This is a genomic window from Mesorhizobium sp. WSM4807 (assembly GCF_055811615.1).
The window spans coordinates 69,247-87,058 of sequence record NZ_JBVVQY010000024.1 but is presented as its reverse complement, the minus strand read 5'-3'; the positions used below and the strand labels follow the sequence as shown (position 1 = coordinate 87,058).

Genomic DNA, 17,812 nt, shown 5'->3' with positions numbered 1-17,812 from the left:
CCTTGGTCGGGGGCGCGCCGAGCGCGCGCCCATTCCTTCAATCGATGAACCGAGGCCGGCATGTTAAGCGACGCCAAGACCAGATCGATCATCATTCAAGGCGCGTTGGTGACGGCTGTCGTCGCTTTCGCTGCGCTGTTGGTCTCCACCACCTTCGCCAATCTAAGGGCGCGCGGTATCCCGATTGGCTTCGATTTCCTGACGATGCCGTCCAGGATCATCATTTCCGAGGCCATCCTCACCTATAAATCGCGCGATCCCTACTATTGGGCGATCGTTGTCGGGCTGGCCAACACGGTCTTCATTTCCGCTCTTGTCATCTTCTTCTCCTCTCTCCTTGGCCTCGTCGTCGGCATCACCCGGCTGAGCAGCAATCCCCTAGCCGCGGGTACCTGCCGGGTCTGGGTTGAAATAGCTCGCAACTCACCGCCGATCGTCCTTTTGATTTTTCTCTATTCGTTGTGGTGGAAGGTGCTGCCACCGGTCGGCGAAGCGCTGAATCCGCTGCCCGGTGTTTACGCATCCATGCGCGGCGTCGTCGTGCCGGCCTTCAGCATCGACATCGGCATGACAGGCGCACTGATCATCCTGTTCGCCCTGACACTCGCCGCGCTCAGCTACGGTCTCGCCCGGAGTGGTCGCCTACCGCGTTTGGTTGTGCCGGCGATTCTGGCTGCCGGCGTCGTGGGACTCTGGCTCGCCGATATTCGCTTCGCTGTCGATTTCCCGGTCCTCACGGGTTCGAACTTCCGGGGCGGCAGTGAACTGACGCCCGAGCTCAGCACCATCCTCGTCGGCCTCACGATCTACACCACCGGTTTCGTGGCCGAGATCGTACGCGGGGGTGTTCTGTCGGTCGGCCGCGGCCAGTGGGACGCCGGCCATTCGCTCGGCCTGCCACGTGGCAAGATCCTGCGGCTGGTCGTCATTCCGCAGATGCTGCGGGTGATCGTCCCGCCGCTCAATAGCCAGTACATCAATGTCGTCAAGAATTCGACGCTGGCGATCGCCGTCGGCTACCCGGACTTCCTCGCGGTGATGAATACCATCATCAGCAAGTCCAGCCACTCGATCGAAGGCGTCTTCATCATCCTCGGCGCCTATCTCGCCCTTAATCTTACCCTGTCGAGCGCGGCCAACTGGTACAACCGCCGCATCGCCATCGTGGAGCGGTGACCATGGCCATGTCTCTTCCCATGTCCTCCGAGGCAACGCCGGACCATTTCCGGTTCGCCGGCCTGCGGCGCCCCGCCAAGCTGTTGTTCGGCACACCGCTCAACGCCGCGCTCACGCTGCTGTTCGGCGCGCTGCTGTTCGTCACCGTGCCGCCCATGCTGCGCTGGCTGGTGATCGATGCGGTGCTCTTCGACCCCGATCCGAATGCCTGCCGAGCAGCCACTGGCGCCTGCTGGAGCTTCATTTATGCCAAATCCGGCCAACTTCTGTTCGGCATCTATCCGTTCGACGAACGCTGGCGCCCAGCCATTGTTTGCCTGCTCATTCTGGCGCTGCTCGGCTGGTCGGTGCGTCCGGCGAGCTGGACGTCACGACTGCTGGCGCTCTGGGTGGCGGCGTTCGCTTTGATCTTCTGGCTGATGGGGGGAGGCTTCGGACTGGCCGAAGTGCCGACTTCATCCTGGGGCGGCCTGCCGGTGACACTGATCTTGACCGTCGTCGCCATCGGGATCGCCTTTCCGGTCGGCATCCTGCTCGCGCTGGCAAGGCGCTCGACCCTGCCGGCCGTCCGGGTCGGCGCGGTGTTGCTGATCGAATCCGTGCGTGGACTGCCATTGCTGTCCATCCTGTTCGTGGCGTCGATCATGATGCCGCTGTTCTTGCCCGAGGCGCTGCTGCCCGACAAGTTCGTGCGCGCGCTTGTCGCGCTCACCATCTTCGCGGCTGCCTATCTCGCCGAAGTGATCCGCGGCGGCCTGCAGGCCATGCCGAACGGGCAGTATGAGGCAGCAGCGTCGCTCGGCCTGCCCTTTTGGCGCACACAACGTCTCGTCATCCTGCCGCAAGCCATCCGGGTGGTGATCCCTGCGCTCGCCAACACCATCATCGTCATGATCAAGAATACGAGCCTTGTCCTGGTCATTGGGCTGTTCGACCTGATCAGTTCAGGCAAGGCTGCACTGGCCGACCCCGAATGGCCGTCGCCAGCCGCCGAGACCTTTCTCTTCATTGGCGCGATCTTCTTTGCGCTGTCCTTCTCCTTCGCCCGCTTCGCCGATTTCCTGGAGCGGCGGGGCCCGGCCGCTCACTAGGAATGCTGCAATGTCGACGTCCGTATCTGCCATCCGGCACGTTCCATCCCTGCCCATGACAAACGATCCCACCGCCGTCGAGATGGTCGGCGTGAACAAGTGGTACGGGGCCTTCCACGTATTGAAAAATATCGATCTCACCATCCAACGCGGTGAAAAACTGGTGATCTGCGGACCGTCTGGTTCAGGCAAATCGACCATGATCCGCTGCATCAACAGACTGGAAGAGCACCAGCAGGGCCGCATCGTTGTGGATGGTATTGAACTGACCGGCGACCTGAAGAAGATCGATGAGATCCGCCGCGACGTCGGCACGGTGTTCCAGCACTTCAATCTGTTCCCGCACCTGACCATTTTGGAAAACCTGACGCTGGCGCCGATCTGGGTGCGCAAGTTGCGGCGCAAGGATGCCGAGCAGGTCGCCATGCACTATCTCGATCGCGTGAAGATCCCGGATCAGGCGCACAAATATCCCGGGCAGCTTTCCGGCGGCCAGCAGCAGCGGGTGGCCATCGCGCGCTCGCTTTGCATGAGCCCGAAGATCATGCTGTTCGACGAGCCCACCTCGGCGCTCGACCCTGAAATGGTCAAGGAAGTGCTCGACACCATGATTTCGCTGGCCGAAGAGGGCATGACCATGCTGTGTGTTAGCCACGAGATGGGCTTCGCCCGACAGGTGGCCGACCGTGTCGTCTTCATGGACCAGGGTGAAATCGTCGAGATCAACACACCGGCCGAGTTCTTCTCGAGCCCGCACCACGAGCGCAGCAAGCTGTTTCTGGCCCAGATCCTGCATTAGCACGCAATTCCTCGTGCGTATGGTCAGCATGGAGCGCGTGGCGTGAGGCAATGTGATGACGACCCCCACGCTCACCTGCGGCTGGCGCGTAGAGGCCGCAACCCGGCCAGAGTGACCGCAACGAGCCGGCGGACCGCTGCTTTGGATGGCAGGCAGCTGGCCGCTGCGAGGGCGTGGAGGCAAAAGATTGCAAGCTCGCCGGGCGCGATATCATCCCGGATGTCACCAATCCTTGCGCCTTCGGTTAACAGGTCGCGGATGAGATGGCTGAGCCGCTGCTGCGCCCGGGCGACGTGCTCGCCTCGATGCAGGCGCGCCGCGAGTTCGGTGCCGTGGTGCTCGTGGGAAATGAACGCGTAGGCCTCGAGCACCGCTTTGAGCTTCTCGCCAGCGTCGCCAGCCTGGTCCCGGATTGTGATTAGATGTTCGAGATGCCCGGCGACCTGACGTTCATGCCAGGCGACGAGGATCGCTTCAACGTCCGGGAAGTACTTGTACAGCGTCGCACGGCCTATTCCGGTCTCCTCGGCGATTTTCGACATCGTCACCGACAGAAGCCCGTGCTCGGCCACCAGCGCCGCAGTGGTGTCCAAGGTCGCGTCACGCACCGCACGGCGGTGCGCATCGATGGTTTCGTTCCACAGCTTCGGCATCACCCCAAGATACCTGACGTGGCGACATTGTCGAGATAAGAGACATCATGACTTGATATAGACAATTCGTCTCGATAAAATCGGGCCGTCATTGGATGTCGACATAGAGGCCGGAGGAACGTACATGGCCGATCCGCCCCCCTACCCCGGCGCACCACGCTGGGTGAAAGTGTCGGGAATTATCGCGATCATCCTGGTCCTGCTAGTTATGACCGCGATCTTCACCGGCGTCGGCGGGCCCCACGGTCCCGGCCGGCACATGCCGTCCCCCAGCGTTACGGAGCCTGGCGTGCAACAGCCATGATCATGACACCCGGCCTTCGCAAGTTCACCCTCACCGTGCATGTCACCTCCTCGGTCGGCACGCTCGGTGCGGTCGCCGGCTTCCTGGCACTCGCCGTCGCCGGCCTGGCCAGTGACGATTCGCAGATGGTGCGCGCCGCCTATCCCGCGATGGAGTTGACCGCCCGGTACGTCGTCCTTCCGCTGGTCCTTGCGTCTTTGCTAACCGGGATTGTCCAGTCGCTCGGCACTCCATGGGGCCTGTTCCGGCACTATTGGGTCTTGACGAAACTGTTGCTGAACGTCCTTGTCACCATCGTCCTGCTGCTTCAGATGGACGGCATTAGCTACGTGGCGGGCGTTGCGGCAGAGACCACATTGTCCAGCACCGATCTCCTCGGGCTGAGGCGCTCAATCCGGACCCACGCAACTGGCGGCCTGCTGGTGCTGCTCGTGCCTGTGGTGCTGTCGCTTTACAAGCCGCGCGGCATGACCCGGTACGGATGGCGCAAGCAGCACGAAAGGTCCACGGCGGCTCCGCAGCCATAGACGCAGCCGCTCCGCCAATCAGGGCCGGCGCCGCGTTCGACCGAAAAGGTCGTCGGATGCTCAAGAGGAACATCCTCACTGCGTCAGTCCGCTACCGGAACAAAATTGCATTTTTTGCCGGCGTGATGGTGGCTACGCCCTCAATGGCGGAGCAACTGGTATTTTACACTGCCAATTTTCCTGATGCGACGTCGGTCCAGCTCAGCGTGCAGAGCAATAGCGTCTCGCAAGACGGGAACTATGACTTTGACGTCGCTATTGGCTTGGTCGAGACGGACGCGAGCGGCGCCATCAGGTATGAAGATACCGGCAGGCACCGTGCACGCGTTCGCTGTAGTTATCCGGCGCATGTAAGTGTGGGCACGCGAAAATATCCAGTGGTGATGTCTCTGAGCCAGGCCCCACATGACGATTGGAAAGAGAATCTCTGGATGACATTTTGTGCGGTCCCGTCGTCTTGATACCCGTGAATGTGAAGTCACCGGATCGTCCGATCTTCAACTAATAATAGCGGCTTATGCCCTTGATGAGGCCGACCGGGTTCTGGCCTGACCGTCGCCGTGAGGGGCCGCACGGCTCGCGGCGCATCGGCCGGCCGTAAAGCGTTTCGATCCGGATCCTGTGGTTGGCAACTTTGTATCCTTGACGCGTGTATCGACAGCAGATGGACGTCGACGGCTTCAGATCGGCCCGGGACGGTGGCAGCCCGCAGCGTTTGCCACTCCGGCGTCCTCCAATGCCGCGGCAGTTTGCAGGCGAGTTCGTCCGAGATGACGATGCGGGCCTCCGTCAGCTTGCACATCGCCTGAAGCCTGGCGGCCAGATTCACCGAATCGCCGATCACGGTGTATTCGCTATGATGTTCTCCAGATATGACGCCCCCGATCACGTGGCCGTAGTGAACGCCGATCGCGAAACTAAGGGGTTCCTCGCCGTCGCGCACCCTGATCTCGCTCCACACATCGAGAAAGTTGGACAACTCGACCGCGCATTCGAACGCGCGTAGCGCGGCGGTCGCGAGCGGCAAAGGAAAGCCGAATACAGCCATGACGCCATCGCCGATGAATTTGTCCACGACCCCATCACATCCCGATACCGCCTGCGTCACCCGCCGCCTGTATTCGGTGAGGAGGGATGCTATCTCCTCCAGCGGCATCGTCTCCGAGAGCCTCGTGAAGCCTCGGATATCGACGAACAGTATCGCCGCTTCCTGGCGGCGAAGACCAAGATTCGCACCCTCCGTTGCCAAGCGCTCAGCCGTCTCGGGAGCAAAGAAGCGGGTCAAGTTCGCCCGCTCGCTGGAACTTGCGACCGCTTCTTGCACCAGCCGCCGGATGTCCAGTACCAGAACGATCTGGATCGCCGCGACGACGGTGAAAGCCACAAGCCGAACGCCCGCTGCCTGAGTTTCTTCCGAAGAGAGGCGGAAGACGGCTCCAAAACCGTCCTCCCAAATCGGCATCAAGACAACCGCCGAGGAGCCAAGAATAACGATGAGTGCGAAGGCGGCAACCGGCCCCGCGCGCATGCGCATGCTCGCGTGTGAAAGAAGCACAAACGCGATCGCGAGGCTTGGCGTTGCCAGCGCATCGACCAAGGAAGAGGCGGAGTCAAGGAGGTGCTCGGCGGTCAGATAGATGACGAGCGACGCGTCTACTGCAACATAAATCCAGTTTAGCCATGGGCGGAATAACCTCGTAATCACCAGGCCTACAGCTACAAAGGTGATCGCGGCATAGGCGCTCAGCAGCGTGAGGTGGATCTCGTGATTGACGATATCCGGTTCAAGCGCGACGGAGAGCGCGAACACGAACAAGGCCACGAACCGCCAAAGCGCGGTGCGCAGTTCGTTGCGCTGCTCGACCTCCGAAATGAGAACATTGATCTCCGTTCGAGCGCGATTGCTGGATGTCATAGGTACTCAGCTCGATTTCGAAATTAGGTGAACCTATCGACGTGGACCGCATCCTTGGTTTCGAGGGCCACAGGGGTCATCGATCGTCCCGATAGAACGATCGTACCGCGGTCGACAGTGCGGCATTCCCAAAAGGATCTTGGCAGCCACTCGCGATGGCGGGCCGACGTTTTCAGACGGCCTGCCATCCACGCACCTCGCCTACTTGATTTCCGTGACCATGATGCGCCCGTTCACGCGATCGGCTGTGAACTCTATCGCTTGACCCGCTTTGACCTTCTCGATCATGCTGTCCTCCGCGACGACGAACACCATCGTCATCGCGGGCATGTCGAGATTGGTCAGCGGCTCATGCTTGATCGTCACCTTCTTCTGTTTGGCGTCAACCTTGATGACTTCGCCCTTCACGTATTCCTGCGCAAGCGCGCTCCCGCCGATGGCGAGCATGAGCGCGAGCGTCGAGATTGTCTTTGCCAATAGTTTCATGACTACTTCCTTTGCGATTTTGGGGGTTAGTGGGCGACGGTGATATCGCCCTTCATGCCGGAATCGTAGTGACCTGGGATCAGGCAAGCGAACCCGAACTCGCCGGCGTTGGCGAACGTCCAGACGATCTCGCCCCTGGCGCCGGGCGCCAGCCGGATCGAGTTGGGATCGGCGTGCTCCATCTCGGGGAACTTCTCCATGAGCGCCTTGTGCTCCATGATCCCGTCATGGACGTCCATCACGAATTCGTGGTCGACCTGGCCCTTGTTGACGAACTTCAGGCGAACGGTCTCGCCCTTCTTCACCTTGAGCACGGCCGGTTGGAACATCATCTTCCCGTCGTCATTCTCCGACATCGAGATGTTGACAGTCCGCTTTGCCTTGCCAGCCTCACCAGGGCTGCCGATCGGCATTTTGGCGGCTTTGTCGCCATGCCCTCCGGCATGGGTTCCACCGGCAAGAGCTGCTCCCGAACTGACCGCCATCAAAACGGCCGCTGCGATTATATGTTTCATGCTGCACTTTCTCTCATTGTTGAGGTTGCGGGGTTTCGGTTTCTCATCCCTGTTTGCCGTGACCGCCGTGCGCTGCCGGGGCCATCGTTTTTGCGTCGCCTGATTTCGTCGGAGCGGGGACATCCCCCTTCCACTCGTAAGCCACGGTTCCCTCCGGGTGCTGGTACCAGCCCGGATCGGCGTAATCGTTCGAGGCGAGACCCTCGCGAACCTTCACGACCGAGAACATGCCGCCCATCTCGATGGCGCCGAATTGGCCCCAGCCGGTCATCATCGGGATCGTGTTGTCGGGAAGCGGCATCTCCATCTCGCCCATGTCGGCCATGCCACGGTCACCCATGGCCATGTATTCGGGCTGGACCCGGCGGATCTTGTCGGTGACTTTCGAGTTGTCGACACCGATGAACGTGGGCACGTCGTGGCCCATCGCGTTCATTGTGTGGTGTGACTTATGGCAATGGATTGCCCAGTCGCCCTCATATTTGGCTTCGAACTCATATGCCCGCATGGCGCCGACGGGGATGTCGATCGACACCTCCGGCCACCGCGCCTCCGGCCGGACCCAGCCACCATCGGTACAGGTCACCTCGAAATCGTAGCCATGCATGTGGATCGGATGATTGGTCATGGTCAGGTTTCCCACACGGACCCTGACCCTGTCGTTTTTCGCCACTGGAAGATGGCTGATCCCCGGAAAGACGCGGCTATTCCATGCCCAGAGGTTGAAATCCGTCATCTCCATGATGCGCGGGACATACGACCCTGGTTCGATGTCGAAGGCGTTCAGCAGGAACACGAAATCGCGGTCCACGCGCATGAATTTCGGGTCTTTGGGATGAATGACGAAGAAGCCCATCATGCCCATGGCCATCTGGACCATTTCGTCGGCGTGCGGGTGATACATGAATGTGCCGCTCTTCACGAGGTCGAACTCGTAGACGAAGGTCTTGCCGGGCGGGATTCCGGGCTGAGTAAGACCGGTCACGCCGTCCATGCCGTTGGGCAGGATCATGCCGTGCCAGTGGATCGTCGTGTGCTCCGGCAGCTTGTTTGTTACGAAGATGCGGACTCGATCGCCCTCGACCGCCTCTATGGTCGGGCCGGGAGATTGACCGTTGTAGCCCCAGAGATAGGCAGTCATGCCGGGCGACATCTCGCGCTCGACCGGCTCGGCGATCAGATGGAACTCCTTCACGCCGTTATTCATGCGATGCGGAAGGGTCCAGCCGTTGAGCGTCACGACCGGCTGGTAGTCGGGTCCGCTCGTCGGGAAGATCGGAGGCTGCATGTCTGGGGACTCCATGATTGGGGCGTCGGGCAGCCCCATCGCCGACGTTTTGGTCCATGCAGTGGCGCCGGCGAGCAGGGCTCCCGCGCCTAGCAACTGACGTCTTGAAAGCATTTTCTTCTCCTTGAATTCAGTGGCCTTCGGCGCCTGCTTCGGCGGCGGCCGGTGCGTCGCCGCCCCCGGACGAGCTTGCGCCGCCACCGTGGATGGCGGTTCCAAGGTTGACGTCGGCCAGCCAGAAATTGCGCTTGGCGTTGAGGGAAAGCATGATCGCGCTGATTTTCGCGCGTGTGTCCGCCAGAAGCTCGAACGTATTGGTGATCATGCCGTTGTAGGTCAGGAGCGCTTCGGCCTCGATTTTTGTGCGGAGCGGCACGACACTGTTCCGATAGTGCCGCGCAATGTCGTAGCTCGATCGGTAAGCGTCATAGGCGGATCTCGCCTCGGATCGGATGTTGACCGCCTTTTCCGCCATCCGGTTTGCCGCTTGCGTGTAGGCAAGCTCGGCCTTGCGCATGCGCGCTTTCCCGGTATCGAAAATCGGGATGACGAATTCGACTTCCAGGATGGGCGCAGTGCTCGTCTCGGTTCTGCCTTCTTCCGACTCCTCGCGTTCCACTTCTACGCCGGTAAGAAGTTCAAGGTCGGTGACGTAGCGTGTCGCCTCGGTCAGACCGTAGGACTTCGCCAGCGCCTCCAGCTCAAGCTTTGCAATCTCAAGGTCGACGCGATTTCTTAGCGCCTCGGCCTCGATCGCGCGCTTGGCCTTGGCGCCTTTCGGCAACCCTGGAAGCGCGTTCGGGACGGAATAATCAACGTCCGGTCCCCAAAGGCCCATGAGCCGGGTGAGTTCCTCCTTGGCGGTTCGGGCGGCGAGACGCGACTCCGCCGCCTGGCCGACGATCTCCGCATAGAAGACGTGTTCGCGGGCCTGGCCGGTCTTTGTGAAAGCCCCTGTCTCGCCAAGTTTCCGAGCGAGTTCCGAAGCAGCGTCCGCGGCGGCCTGCGCCTGATTCAAATAGGAAACGCTTTCCCAGGCCGATACGGCGTTGATCCAGGCTCGCCGCGTGTCTGCGGCGAGCCGTAGCGTTTCTTCGGCGGCCCGGAGCCGCGCCTGACGGAATCGCGCATCCGCGACCGCGACACGCCGTTCGCGGGTCGCCAGCGCAAGGATATTGCTGACCACCGCCCCTTCGATCGTTTTCACTGGATCGACACCGATCATGCCGACCGAGATCGTAGGATTGACGAGCATCCCTTCTTGCCAGACATCGGCCGCCGACAGGCCGATCTCGGCGTAGGCGGCCTGCAGGCCCTTGTTGTTGAGCAAGGCGACCTGCACCGCGGTGTCCGGACCGATCGTCTTCTTCTGGACGAGGCGCTTCACGCGCTCCGAGACCGTCCGCGCATCCACTCTGGACTGCACCCATACGGTTTGCTTGCCGGTCACGGATTCGGCACGTGCCGCGACTGTCGTGAAGCCGGCCATGGGGGCTGAGATGCCATCGAGGGCGGCGCTGGTCGTGCATCCGGCAGCGATCAGCGGGATGGTTACCACCGCAGCCATGGTCAAGGGCCGGCGCTTCATGATCCGGCTCCCGGGTTCGCAGAGGAGCGTTCTTCATTGAGACGCCGCCAATTCTGCGGGTCGACTGGCTCCCGGTGGCGATAATCGACGACGGCCGGGTGGTAGTGCGTATCACGGACGCCCATTGCTGGATCGGCCGGATTGAAGGCGGGAAGGATGTCCGGCGGCGTGGTTGCCGCACATCCTGCAATTAACAGCGATGCGAGCATCGCGAAGCTTGCGATTTTCATGGTAGACCTGAAGCTTGACGTATGCGTTTGGCCGCGCGGGAACGGATTCCCGACGCTGCGCGCGAACGCCCCGAAAGGGCGCGTCAGTTCAGATGTTTGGGTGGCCTTATGAGCGCTGTGTATTCGCCAAGCGGCAAAGTGACGGCAACGACGGGCGCAAAGCAGCGGGAGACAACATGCTCCAAGTCAGGGCAGTCGACAGGCACCGCATTTGCCGGCGCGCAATGGACTTCACACCTCTTGTCAGAGGATTGCTTGTCGCCGTGATGATGCTCTGACGTGTCCGCGTCGTCCGCCGTTGCGCCGTGATGGCCCATATCGTGTGCGGGTGTCTCGGCCTGGAGATCCACCCCGGCCTGAAGATCCGCCCCAGCATGAAAACCCGTGGCATTGGCTGCGGCGAACAGACCAGGCTGAAGAGCCGACATGACCAGGAACACGACCGCCAGCATTGCTCGGAGCGGTATGCTTCCTAGGATCGTAGTTCGACCAAGAGTCCTCATCGCACCCTTCCGACAATTGTTCGTCTGATTTGTCAAGGTCGCCGCAGCCGCTTTGTTGCATTGCAACCAAAAGTGAACGCAACGCCTGCTGCGATGTCCGCGATTTCGGTTTTACATCAGGCCCAGCACCGCTCCGGTGACGACCAGATAACGCGAGACCTTCGCGAGGGCGACGATTGCGACAAAGCTCCATAGCGGCTCGCGCAAAACCCCAGCGACCACGGTCAAGGGATCGCCGACGATCGGCATCCAGCTTAACAGGAGCGACCATCTTCCATAGCGGTGATACCAGTTCGTGGCGCGGTTGAGCGTCGCGGGACGCAGCGGAAACCAGGGCCTGTCCCGGAAGCGTTCGATCCCTCGACCAAGACCCCAGTTCACCACAGAACCCAGGACGTTGCCCAGGCTGGCGACAAGAACCAGCATTGCGGGCGAGAACGAATCCATGGCGAGGAGCCCTGCAAGGGCGGCCTCCGACTGCGCCGGGAGGATGGTCGCCGCAGCGAAGGCAAGAGCAAACAGGCCGCCGTAGATGGCAAGGATATCCATCTACGTTTCGCCTTGCGGAGCGGGCTTCAGGGTTGCACATCGATTACGACCATCAGTCCGCCACCGCCCTTCTCTTCGACATTGTTGTTGGTCGTATGATGCCCGATATGGCAATGGATCAGCCATTTTCCGGGCCGACGTGCCCGCCAGACGACATCGTAGCGTTGTCCTGGTCCGACGTTGACTGTGTCGGCAAGGAATCGTGCCGACGCCGGGATGGTCTCGCCGTCGCGGGCGACAACTTCGAAGGGACCGCCGTGGATGTGCATCGGGTGGATAAACCCATTATTGGTGCCGATGAAGCGCACCTTCAGAGTTTCGCCGACCTTCATCCTGATCGTGTCCGTCGACGGATAGGCGCGGCCGTTGATGGTGAAATAATTCGGCTGCCCGCCGTCCATCGGCATCGACGGAAAAGTCAGGCCCTCCCGCATCAGCCATTCCTGAAGCTGAATAACATAGTCGTGGTCTGCGGCAATCTCGTCCTGGGGATTGGCGGGATCGATGATGAGTGCACCGTAGAGTCCGAGCGCCTGCTGGCGATCGACATGATCATGCGAGTGATAGAAGTAGGTTCCCGATTGGCCCGCCGTGAATTCGTATCGGTAGCTGCCGCCGGGCGGGATCGGCTCCTGCGTGATCTCGGCCGGGCCGTCCATTTCGTTCGGCAGGATCAACCCGTGCCAGTGCAGGGTCGTGCTCTCCGGCAGGCGGTTCGTGACGTTGATGCGCACCCGGTCGCCTTGCCGGATATGCAGCCGTGGGCCGGGAACCTGACCGTTGATCGCATATGCGTCGACTTTCACGTCCGGCAGGATCGCCCAGCGGATGACCGAGGTTTCCAGGTCGAACACCTTCACCCCGTTCTCCATCCTGGCTTCCAGTTCCCGGTCGCCGCGAGCCTCCAAGCCATGGCTGGCCGTGACCAGGCGAGGATGCACGGCGGCCATGTCCAGCATCGCTGCAGCCGGCGTGTCGCGGTCCATGATCATGCCGGGCGGCATGATGGCGCCGCCTACGTCTCGCGCGCTGAGGGTGAGGTTCACCCAACTGGCCGGAGCGATCATGCCGAGCGCCAGCGCAAGTACGGACACGCCGCCGAAGGCCGCGAGTTGCGGCACAGTTGCATCCGGTTCCATGCCGTGACCGCCATGCGGACCACGCGACCCGCCTCCCCCGCCGCCGTGCGCGCCGTGGCCGGATCCGGACCTCTGCCGATTGGACCCGTGCCGCGCTCCGTGTTGATGCGGTCGCATGCCAACGCCATGACCGAAGACCATCTCGCCGCCGTGCCACCCCGTGTACCCCAGGAGTGCGACGACGCCAGCCGACATAAGCAAGCCCCAAGGCAGAACGGCTTCGGCTTCGCCCACCCACCCGCGCAACAGCAGGCTGGCCGCCCCGATCGCCAGAACTGCGAGGTTTCCGGCGAGGTGATAGCGCGCATGGTAGAGCGCTCGTATCTCGGCGTTTCCGAAAAAGTCGGCCAGACCCGCGGCCGCAGCGACGGCACCTGTTACGACGCCCGTTGCGACCAGCCAGGCGGCTGCGCTCGCCGCTACCGGCGAAGCGGTAACCCAATAGCCGAGGTCGGCGAGCAATGCCGCGACGAATAGTCCGATCGGAAGCGGCACAAGCATTGGATGAAGCGGATGGCGGCCGATCGCCGCGAAGACAGGTATGCCCTGCCCTTCATGCGCCGATCCGTGGCCGGATGATCCATTGTGGCCCGTGCCTGGATTGCCGCCTGAACTGTCATGCCCGGGGTTGGCGTGTTCGTGATGGCGTGCGCCGTGACCTGAGCGATCTCCGGTCGCTTCGGGTTCAAGCTTTTTCTCCTCGTGACGGTGTCCTGCTGCCTTGGCCTCCTCGCGGGCGTGCGCGTGGTCGCGTCTATCGTCTGCCTTGGCGGACTCAGACTCACGTTCGGTCATCAGCCCGTGCTTGAGGCCACGAGCCACCATCCAGACGTTCGAAGGATAGGCGGTGATGAACCCGACGATCACGCCGAACGACATGACCCCCCAGAACAGGAGCTCCGTCGGCTCCATCGCCCGCATATCGCTGCCCATCATCAGGAAGCTCATCACCGGCGCCATCCCCGCCATCATGAAGTTCATACTGATGAATTCAGGCATGAAGCTCTTGCGGACGTTCTCCCAATAGGTGCCGCCCATCATCGACTTCATGAACAGCGACTGGAAAATAAACAGGCCGAAGGCGAACCCGGCAATGTATTCCACGATGAGATCGATCCACATCGGCAATCCGAGCGCGGCGGTAATTGCTGCCGCGAGAATGATGCCTGTGGCGTCTCCGGCCACGCAGTGAATGGTCGAGCCGACGCCCTGCTTCCAGAGCGGCTTGGTGAACGCCTCGTGCTCGCCCGGCCTCGGCTCCTTGTCGGCCAGCACGTAGATCAACAGCCCGAGCGGCCCCATGTAGAGGGTGACGAGGATGAACCCCCATTTCATCACCACGGGTTCGGGGTTGTTGCGGAACTGGTCCCACGCAACATAGGCCGTGCTCAGGCCCGCCAGAACGAACCAGACTGCGAGGAAGTAGTCGACGGGCTGTACGAACATTGCAGGATTCCTGTCGATTGTCGTCAATGTCACCTAGTCCGGCATCGGGTGAAGTCGATGCCTTGCCTACTGCCGTTTCTCCCTGAACTTGGCGTGGCAGTTCGTGCAGTTCTGCAGCATCAGATGGAATACGTGTTCGGCTGGGATCTTCGAAGGATCGGAATCGGCCGCGCCGCCAGCCCGTTTTCCGAGCAGGCTGCTGCCCATTGCCATTCGGGGTTTCATCCGCATGGATTCCGTAATGCCATCGGGCGCATCGTCAGCCGCATCTGACAGCGCCGCTGCCAGGCTTTCGAGATGGCGAGCGAGCGCGGCGAATTCTTCTTGGGACTGACCGATATCCGCCTTAGCGGCCGAGGGTTCGCCAAGCGAGTCCGCTGGAAATGCGTCCACCATGGCACTTCCGGACCGGCGGCGAATGGTTTCGGTTGCCGCCTTGAAGGCTGCGGCATCGTAGGCCACCTTGCCGGCAAAAATTTCGGAGATGGTCTTGGCGGCGCTCGCCATCGACTTCATCGACGCTTGGCGCTCGGCGACGACTGGGGCGACGGCTGTCTTCGGGAGCGCCGCCCCGGCGGCGATCCCGGCGATAACAAGGACTGCTGCAATGACGGGGACGCGCCTCATTGAACCGTGCCGTGTCCAGCAAGCCCGTCGATGATCGGGCAATCAGGTCGGTCATCGCCGTTGCAATGATCGGCCAGATGCCGAAGCATGTCCCGCAGTCCGGCGAGTTCCGCAAGTTTCCGGTCGATTTCAGCGAGCTTGGCTTCCGCTATGGCCTTCACATCCGCGCTCTCGCGCTCCTTGTCGCCGTAGAGCGAAAGGAGTTGTCGGCATTCCTCCACAGAGAAGCCAAGGCTTCGGGACCGCTGCAGGAAGCGCAGGCGATGCACGTCGGCCGTCGAATAATCCCTGTACCCGTTGTCGGCACGGTCGGGCCTGAGAAGACCGATGTCTTCGTAGTATCGGATGGTCTTTGGCGGCAGGCCGGACTGTTCTGCAGCGGTACCTATGTTCATGGTCTAACCTCAAAGCTTCAAGGAACGAAGTCGTAGCGCGTTGCCGATCACGGAAACCGACGAAAGGCTCATTGCCGCTGCCGCGATCATCGGCGACAGCAGCGTGCCGAAGACCGGGTAGAGGATACCCGCAGCTACCGGCACGCCGAGCGCGTTGTAGACGAAGGCGAAAAACAGATTCTGCTTGATGTTGCGGATTGTCGCCTGAGCCAACGTCCGCGCCCGAACGATACCGTTGAGATCACCCTTTAGCAGCGTGATGCCGGCGCTCTCGACCGCAACGTCGGCGCCTGTTCCCATCGCAATGCCGACATCGGCGGCGGCAAGTGCGGGCGCGTCGTTTACGCCGTCGCCGGCCATCGCCACGCTTGCGCCCCTGGCGTGTAATTCATCGATCAGCGTTTTCTTGCTTTCGGGCAGCATATCGGCCCTGACTTCGTCGATGCCGAGCTTCGCCGCCACCGCTTTCGCGGTGCGCTGGTTGTCGCCCGTCGCCATGATGATCCTGAGCCCGCTGTGGTGCAGCGCGCGGATCGCTTCCAACGTTGTCGCCTTGATCGGATCGGCAACGGCTACGAAACCGGCAAGCCTGCCGTCGACCGCAACGAACATCACTGTCTTGCCGTCGGACCGCAGCGCATCGGCGCGCGCCATCGCAGCCTCCAGGCCGACGCCGAGATCGTCCATAAGCAGCGCGTTGCCGAGCGCGACGGTGCGGCCTTTGACGCTCCCCTGGACACCCTTGCCGGTGACGGCCTCGAAGTCGCCGGCCTCGCCGATTTCCGCGCCGCGCTCCCGCGCGCCCTCGACGATCGCCTCGGCAAGCGGATGCTCCGAACCCTTTTCCAGACTGGCGGCAAGGCCGAGCAGTTCGGCCTCGGGAAAGCCGTCGAGCCCGACGACATCGGTGAGCCTTGGCTTTCCCTCGGTCAGAGTTCCGGTCTTGTCGACGATCAGCGTGTCGACCTTGGAGAAGCGTTCCAGCGCTTCCGCCTCCTTGATCAGCACGCCGGCCTGCGCGCCGCGCCCCGTGGCGGTCATGATCGACATCGGCGTCGCCAGCCCGAGTGCGCAGGGACAGGCGATGATCAGCACCGAGACGGCCGACACGATGGCGAAGACCGTGCTGGGCTGCGGCCCATAAATGGCCCAGACGATGAAGGCGACAATGGCGACCAGCACCACAGTCGGCACGAAGTAATAGGAGACGCGGTCGGCAAGCCCCTGGATGGGCGCGCGCGAGCGTTGCGCCTTGGCGACCATTTCGACGATGCGCGACAGCATTGTGTCGGCGCCGACCTTCTCGGCATGGATGATCAGCGTTCCGTTCTTGTTCAGCGTGCCGCCGGTGACCGGGTCGCCTTTTGTCTTCTCGACGGGGACGGGTTCGCCGCTCAGCATCGATTCATCGACCGAGGATCGGCCTTCGAGCACGGTGCCGTCGACCGGCACACTGTCGCCGGGCCGCACACGCAGCCGCTCGCCGGTCTTCACCTCGTCGAGCGGCACATCCGTCTCCGAACCGTCCGCCGCAATCCGCCTGGCGGTCTTCGGCGCGAGGTCAAGAAGCGCGCGGATCGCCGAGCCCGTGCGCTCCCTTGCCTTCAGTTCGAGCACCTGGCCGAGAAAGACCAGCGCGACGATCACCGCGGCCGCCTCGAAATAGACCGGAACCGTGCCGCCATGGCCGCGGAACTGGTGCGGAAAGAGATTGGGGAACAACGTCGCCACGACGCTGTAGACATAGGCCGTGCCGACCCCGATCGAGATCAGCGTCCACATGTTCGGACTGCGGTTGATGATCGAATCCCAGCCGCGATGGAAGAAGGGGATGGCCGCCCATTGCACCACCGGCGTCGCCAGCGCCAACTCAATCCAGGCTGCCGGCTGCTCGCCGAGCCAGTCGCGGAACGGCAGGCCGAGCATCGGTCCCATGGTGATCAGAAGCAGCGGGATCGACAGGACAGCACTTACCCAGAGTCGACGGGTAAAATCGACGAGTTCCGGATTAGGACCCTCGTCGCCAGTCGGCACGCCCATCGGTTCCAGCGCCATGCCGCAGATCGGGCAGGAGCCCGGCTTGGCGCGGATGATTTCTGGATGCATGGGGCAGGTGTATTGCGTGCCCTTCGGCATCGGCTCCGACGCTGGCTGGCCGCTCAGAAATTTGCCGGGGTCGGCCTCGAACTTGCCCTTGCAGCCGGCCGAGCAGAAGTAGAAACCCTTGCCTTCGTGGCGCGCGAAGTGCTTCGCTGTGGCGCGCTCGACGGTCATGCCGCAAACTGGATCGGTCGCCTTGAGAAAGGCTTCCGGCTCCTTCATGAATTTCGTCCTGCAGCCTTCCGAACAGAAATGATAGTTGTGGCCGCCGAAGGTCGCCGAAGGCTTTCCGGCGGCCGGATCGACAGTCATACCGCAGACCGGATCGCGGATGACGACGATTGAGGTAGCGGACGCGTGCGAGGAGCAGCACGAGCCATGCGATACGTCGGTGTGGGTGTCATCGTCACGGTCGGTCATGGCGCACTCCTAAATGGGCAACTCCCCTACCGCCTACAGTTTCCAGTTACTGGAAGGTCAA

The 17,812-nt window shown here is 62.0% G+C and carries 18 protein-coding genes; 5 read left to right on the top strand and 13 right to left on the bottom strand.

Going from position 1 to position 17,812, the window contains the following annotated elements; genetic code table 11:
* The first annotated feature begins 60 nt into the window (after positions 1-60).
* From AC0L3N_RS25675 to AC0L3N_RS25665, 3 genes are read left to right on the top strand one after another with little or no spacing between them, the layout of a single operon-like run.
* A complete protein-coding gene (locus AC0L3N_RS25675; RefSeq protein ID WP_473550227.1) occupies positions 61-1,176 on the top strand; it encodes an amino acid ABC transporter permease in 1,116 nt (371 codons plus the stop codon).
* A gap of 2 nt (positions 1,177-1,178) precedes the next feature.
* Positions 1,179-2,267 (top strand): amino acid ABC transporter permease, encoded by a 1,089-nt coding sequence (locus AC0L3N_RS25670; RefSeq protein WP_473550225.1) that lies wholly within the window; start codon positions 1,179-1,181, stop codon positions 2,265-2,267.
* A gap of 55 nt (positions 2,268-2,322) precedes the next feature.
* On the top strand, positions 2,323-3,066 hold the full coding sequence (locus AC0L3N_RS25665; RefSeq protein WP_473550223.1) for an amino acid ABC transporter ATP-binding protein: 744 nt from the start codon (positions 2,323-2,325) through the stop codon (positions 3,064-3,066).
* 71 nt (positions 3,067-3,137) lie between these two features.
* Here AC0L3N_RS25665 and AC0L3N_RS25660 read toward each other — a convergent pair whose 3' ends face one another.
* On the bottom strand, positions 3,138-3,719 hold the full coding sequence (locus AC0L3N_RS25660) for a TetR/AcrR family transcriptional regulator (protein WP_473550222.1): 582 nt from the start codon (positions 3,717-3,719) through the stop codon (positions 3,138-3,140).
* A gap of 300 nt (positions 3,720-4,019) precedes the next feature.
* On the opposite strand from AC0L3N_RS25660, the gene AC0L3N_RS25655 reads away from it, so the two are divergent.
* A complete protein-coding gene (locus tag AC0L3N_RS25655) occupies positions 4,020-4,550 on the top strand; it encodes a hypothetical protein (protein ID WP_473550220.1) in 531 nt (176 codons plus the stop codon).
* A 56-nt stretch (positions 4,551-4,606) separates the two neighbouring features.
* Positions 4,607-5,011: a hypothetical protein gene (locus AC0L3N_RS25650; RefSeq protein WP_473550219.1), complete on the top strand. Its 405-nt coding sequence runs from the start codon at positions 4,607-4,609 to the stop codon at positions 5,009-5,011.
* A gap of 17 nt (positions 5,012-5,028) precedes the next feature.
* On the opposite strand, the gene AC0L3N_RS25645 is transcribed toward AC0L3N_RS25650, so the two are convergent.
* The 12 genes from AC0L3N_RS25645 to AC0L3N_RS25590 all read right to left on the bottom strand — a co-directional run bounded on the left by AC0L3N_RS25645 (position 5,029) and on the right by AC0L3N_RS25590 (position 17,751).
* Complete coding sequence (locus AC0L3N_RS25645) at positions 5,029-6,465, bottom strand: adenylate/guanylate cyclase domain-containing protein (protein ID WP_473550217.1); 1,437 nt, start codon at positions 6,463-6,465, stop codon at positions 5,029-5,031.
* 201 nt (positions 6,466-6,666) lie between these two features.
* A complete protein-coding gene (locus AC0L3N_RS25640; RefSeq protein ID WP_473550216.1) occupies positions 6,667-6,951 on the bottom strand; it encodes a copper-binding protein in 285 nt (94 codons plus the stop codon).
* Positions 6,952-6,977: 26 nt separating this feature from the next.
* A complete protein-coding gene (locus tag AC0L3N_RS25635; protein ID WP_473550215.1) occupies positions 6,978-7,466 on the bottom strand; it encodes a cupredoxin domain-containing protein in 489 nt (162 codons plus the stop codon).
* A 43-nt stretch (positions 7,467-7,509) separates the two neighbouring features.
* Positions 7,510-8,868, bottom strand: coding sequence for a multicopper oxidase family protein (locus tag AC0L3N_RS25630; RefSeq protein WP_473550213.1), 1,359 nt, complete (start codon positions 8,866-8,868; stop codon positions 7,510-7,512).
* 16 nt (positions 8,869-8,884) lie between these two features.
* Complete coding sequence (locus AC0L3N_RS25625; protein ID WP_473550212.1) at positions 8,885-10,342, bottom strand: TolC family protein; 1,458 nt, start codon at positions 10,340-10,342, stop codon at positions 8,885-8,887.
* On the bottom strand, positions 10,339-10,572 hold the full coding sequence (locus tag AC0L3N_RS25620) for a hypothetical protein (protein ID WP_473550210.1): 234 nt from the start codon (positions 10,570-10,572) through the stop codon (positions 10,339-10,341). Before AC0L3N_RS25620 ends, AC0L3N_RS25625 begins: the two co-directional genes overlap by 4 nt.
* Positions 10,573-10,655: 83 nt before the next feature.
* On the bottom strand, positions 10,656-11,024 hold the full coding sequence (locus AC0L3N_RS25615; RefSeq protein WP_287173680.1) for a hypothetical protein: 369 nt from the start codon (positions 11,022-11,024) through the stop codon (positions 10,656-10,658).
* Positions 11,025-11,186: 162 nt separating this feature from the next.
* On the bottom strand, positions 11,187-11,624 hold the full coding sequence (locus AC0L3N_RS25610; protein WP_473550209.1) for a YqaA family protein: 438 nt from the start codon (positions 11,622-11,624) through the stop codon (positions 11,187-11,189).
* A gap of 26 nt (positions 11,625-11,650) precedes the next feature.
* Positions 11,651-14,209 (bottom strand): multicopper oxidase domain-containing protein, encoded by a 2,559-nt coding sequence (locus tag AC0L3N_RS25605; protein WP_473550207.1) that lies wholly within the window; start codon positions 14,207-14,209, stop codon positions 11,651-11,653.
* Positions 14,210-14,275: 66 nt separating this feature from the next.
* Entirely contained in the window at positions 14,276-14,791 is a 516-nt protein-coding gene (locus tag AC0L3N_RS25600; RefSeq protein ID WP_473550246.1) for a cytochrome c, read from the bottom strand.
* A 41-nt stretch (positions 14,792-14,832) separates the two neighbouring features.
* A complete protein-coding gene (gene cueR / locus AC0L3N_RS25595; RefSeq protein WP_473550206.1) occupies positions 14,833-15,231 on the bottom strand; it encodes a Cu(I)-responsive transcriptional regulator in 399 nt (132 codons plus the stop codon).
* A gap of 9 nt (positions 15,232-15,240) precedes the next feature.
* On the bottom strand, positions 15,241-17,751 hold the full coding sequence (locus AC0L3N_RS25590) for a heavy metal translocating P-type ATPase (protein ID WP_473550204.1): 2,511 nt from the start codon (positions 17,749-17,751) through the stop codon (positions 15,241-15,243).
* Positions 17,752-17,812: the final 61 nt, after the last annotated feature.

What these genes read in the sequence shown, in the direction of transcription:
- AC0L3N_RS25645 (WP_473550217.1), bottom strand. Translation starts at nt 6,465, where the DNA reads ATGACATCCAGCAATCGCGCTCGAACGGAGATCAATGTTCTCATTTCG.
- AC0L3N_RS25660 (WP_473550222.1), bottom strand. Translation starts at nt 3,719, where the DNA reads ATGCCGAAGCTGTGGAACGAAACCATCGATGCGCACCGCCGTGCGGTG.
- AC0L3N_RS25635 (WP_473550215.1), bottom strand. Translation starts at nt 7,466, where the DNA reads ATGAAACATATAATCGCAGCGGCCGTTTTGATGGCGGTCAGTTCGGGA.
- AC0L3N_RS25630 (WP_473550213.1), bottom strand. Translation starts at nt 8,868, where the DNA reads ATGCTTTCAAGACGTCAGTTGCTAGGCGCGGGAGCCCTGCTCGCCGGC.
- AC0L3N_RS25625 (WP_473550212.1), bottom strand. Translation starts at nt 10,342, where the DNA reads ATGAAGCGCCGGCCCTTGACCATGGCTGCGGTGGTAACCATCCCGCTG.
- AC0L3N_RS25615 (WP_287173680.1), bottom strand. Translation starts at nt 11,024, where the DNA reads ATGCTGGCGGTCGTGTTCCTGGTCATGTCGGCTCTTCAGCCTGGTCTG.
- AC0L3N_RS25605 (WP_473550207.1), bottom strand. Translation starts at nt 14,209, where the DNA reads ATGTTCGTACAGCCCGTCGACTACTTCCTCGCAGTCTGGTTCGTTCTG.
- AC0L3N_RS25640 (WP_473550216.1), bottom strand. Translation starts at nt 6,951, where the DNA reads ATGAAACTATTGGCAAAGACAATCTCGACGCTCGCGCTCATGCTCGCC.
- AC0L3N_RS25590 (WP_473550204.1), bottom strand. Translation starts at nt 17,751, where the DNA reads ATGACCGACCGTGACGATGACACCCACACCGACGTATCGCATGGCTCG.
- AC0L3N_RS25675 (WP_473550227.1), top strand. Translation starts at nt 61, where the DNA reads ATGTTAAGCGACGCCAAGACCAGATCGATCATCATTCAAGGCGCGTTG.
- AC0L3N_RS25610 (WP_473550209.1), bottom strand. Translation starts at nt 11,624, where the DNA reads ATGGATATCCTTGCCATCTACGGCGGCCTGTTTGCTCTTGCCTTCGCT.
- AC0L3N_RS25665 (WP_473550223.1), top strand. Translation starts at nt 2,323, where the DNA reads ATGACAAACGATCCCACCGCCGTCGAGATGGTCGGCGTGAACAAGTGG.
- AC0L3N_RS25670 (WP_473550225.1), top strand. Translation starts at nt 1,179, where the DNA reads ATGGCCATGTCTCTTCCCATGTCCTCCGAGGCAACGCCGGACCATTTC.
- AC0L3N_RS25620 (WP_473550210.1), bottom strand. Translation starts at nt 10,572, where the DNA reads ATGAAAATCGCAAGCTTCGCGATGCTCGCATCGCTGTTAATTGCAGGA.
- AC0L3N_RS25650 (WP_473550219.1), top strand. Translation starts at nt 4,607, where the DNA reads ATGCTCAAGAGGAACATCCTCACTGCGTCAGTCCGCTACCGGAACAAA.
- AC0L3N_RS25655 (WP_473550220.1), top strand. Translation starts at nt 4,020, where the DNA reads ATGATCATGACACCCGGCCTTCGCAAGTTCACCCTCACCGTGCATGTC.
- cueR (WP_473550206.1), bottom strand. Translation starts at nt 15,231, where the DNA reads ATGAACATAGGTACCGCTGCAGAACAGTCCGGCCTGCCGCCAAAGACC.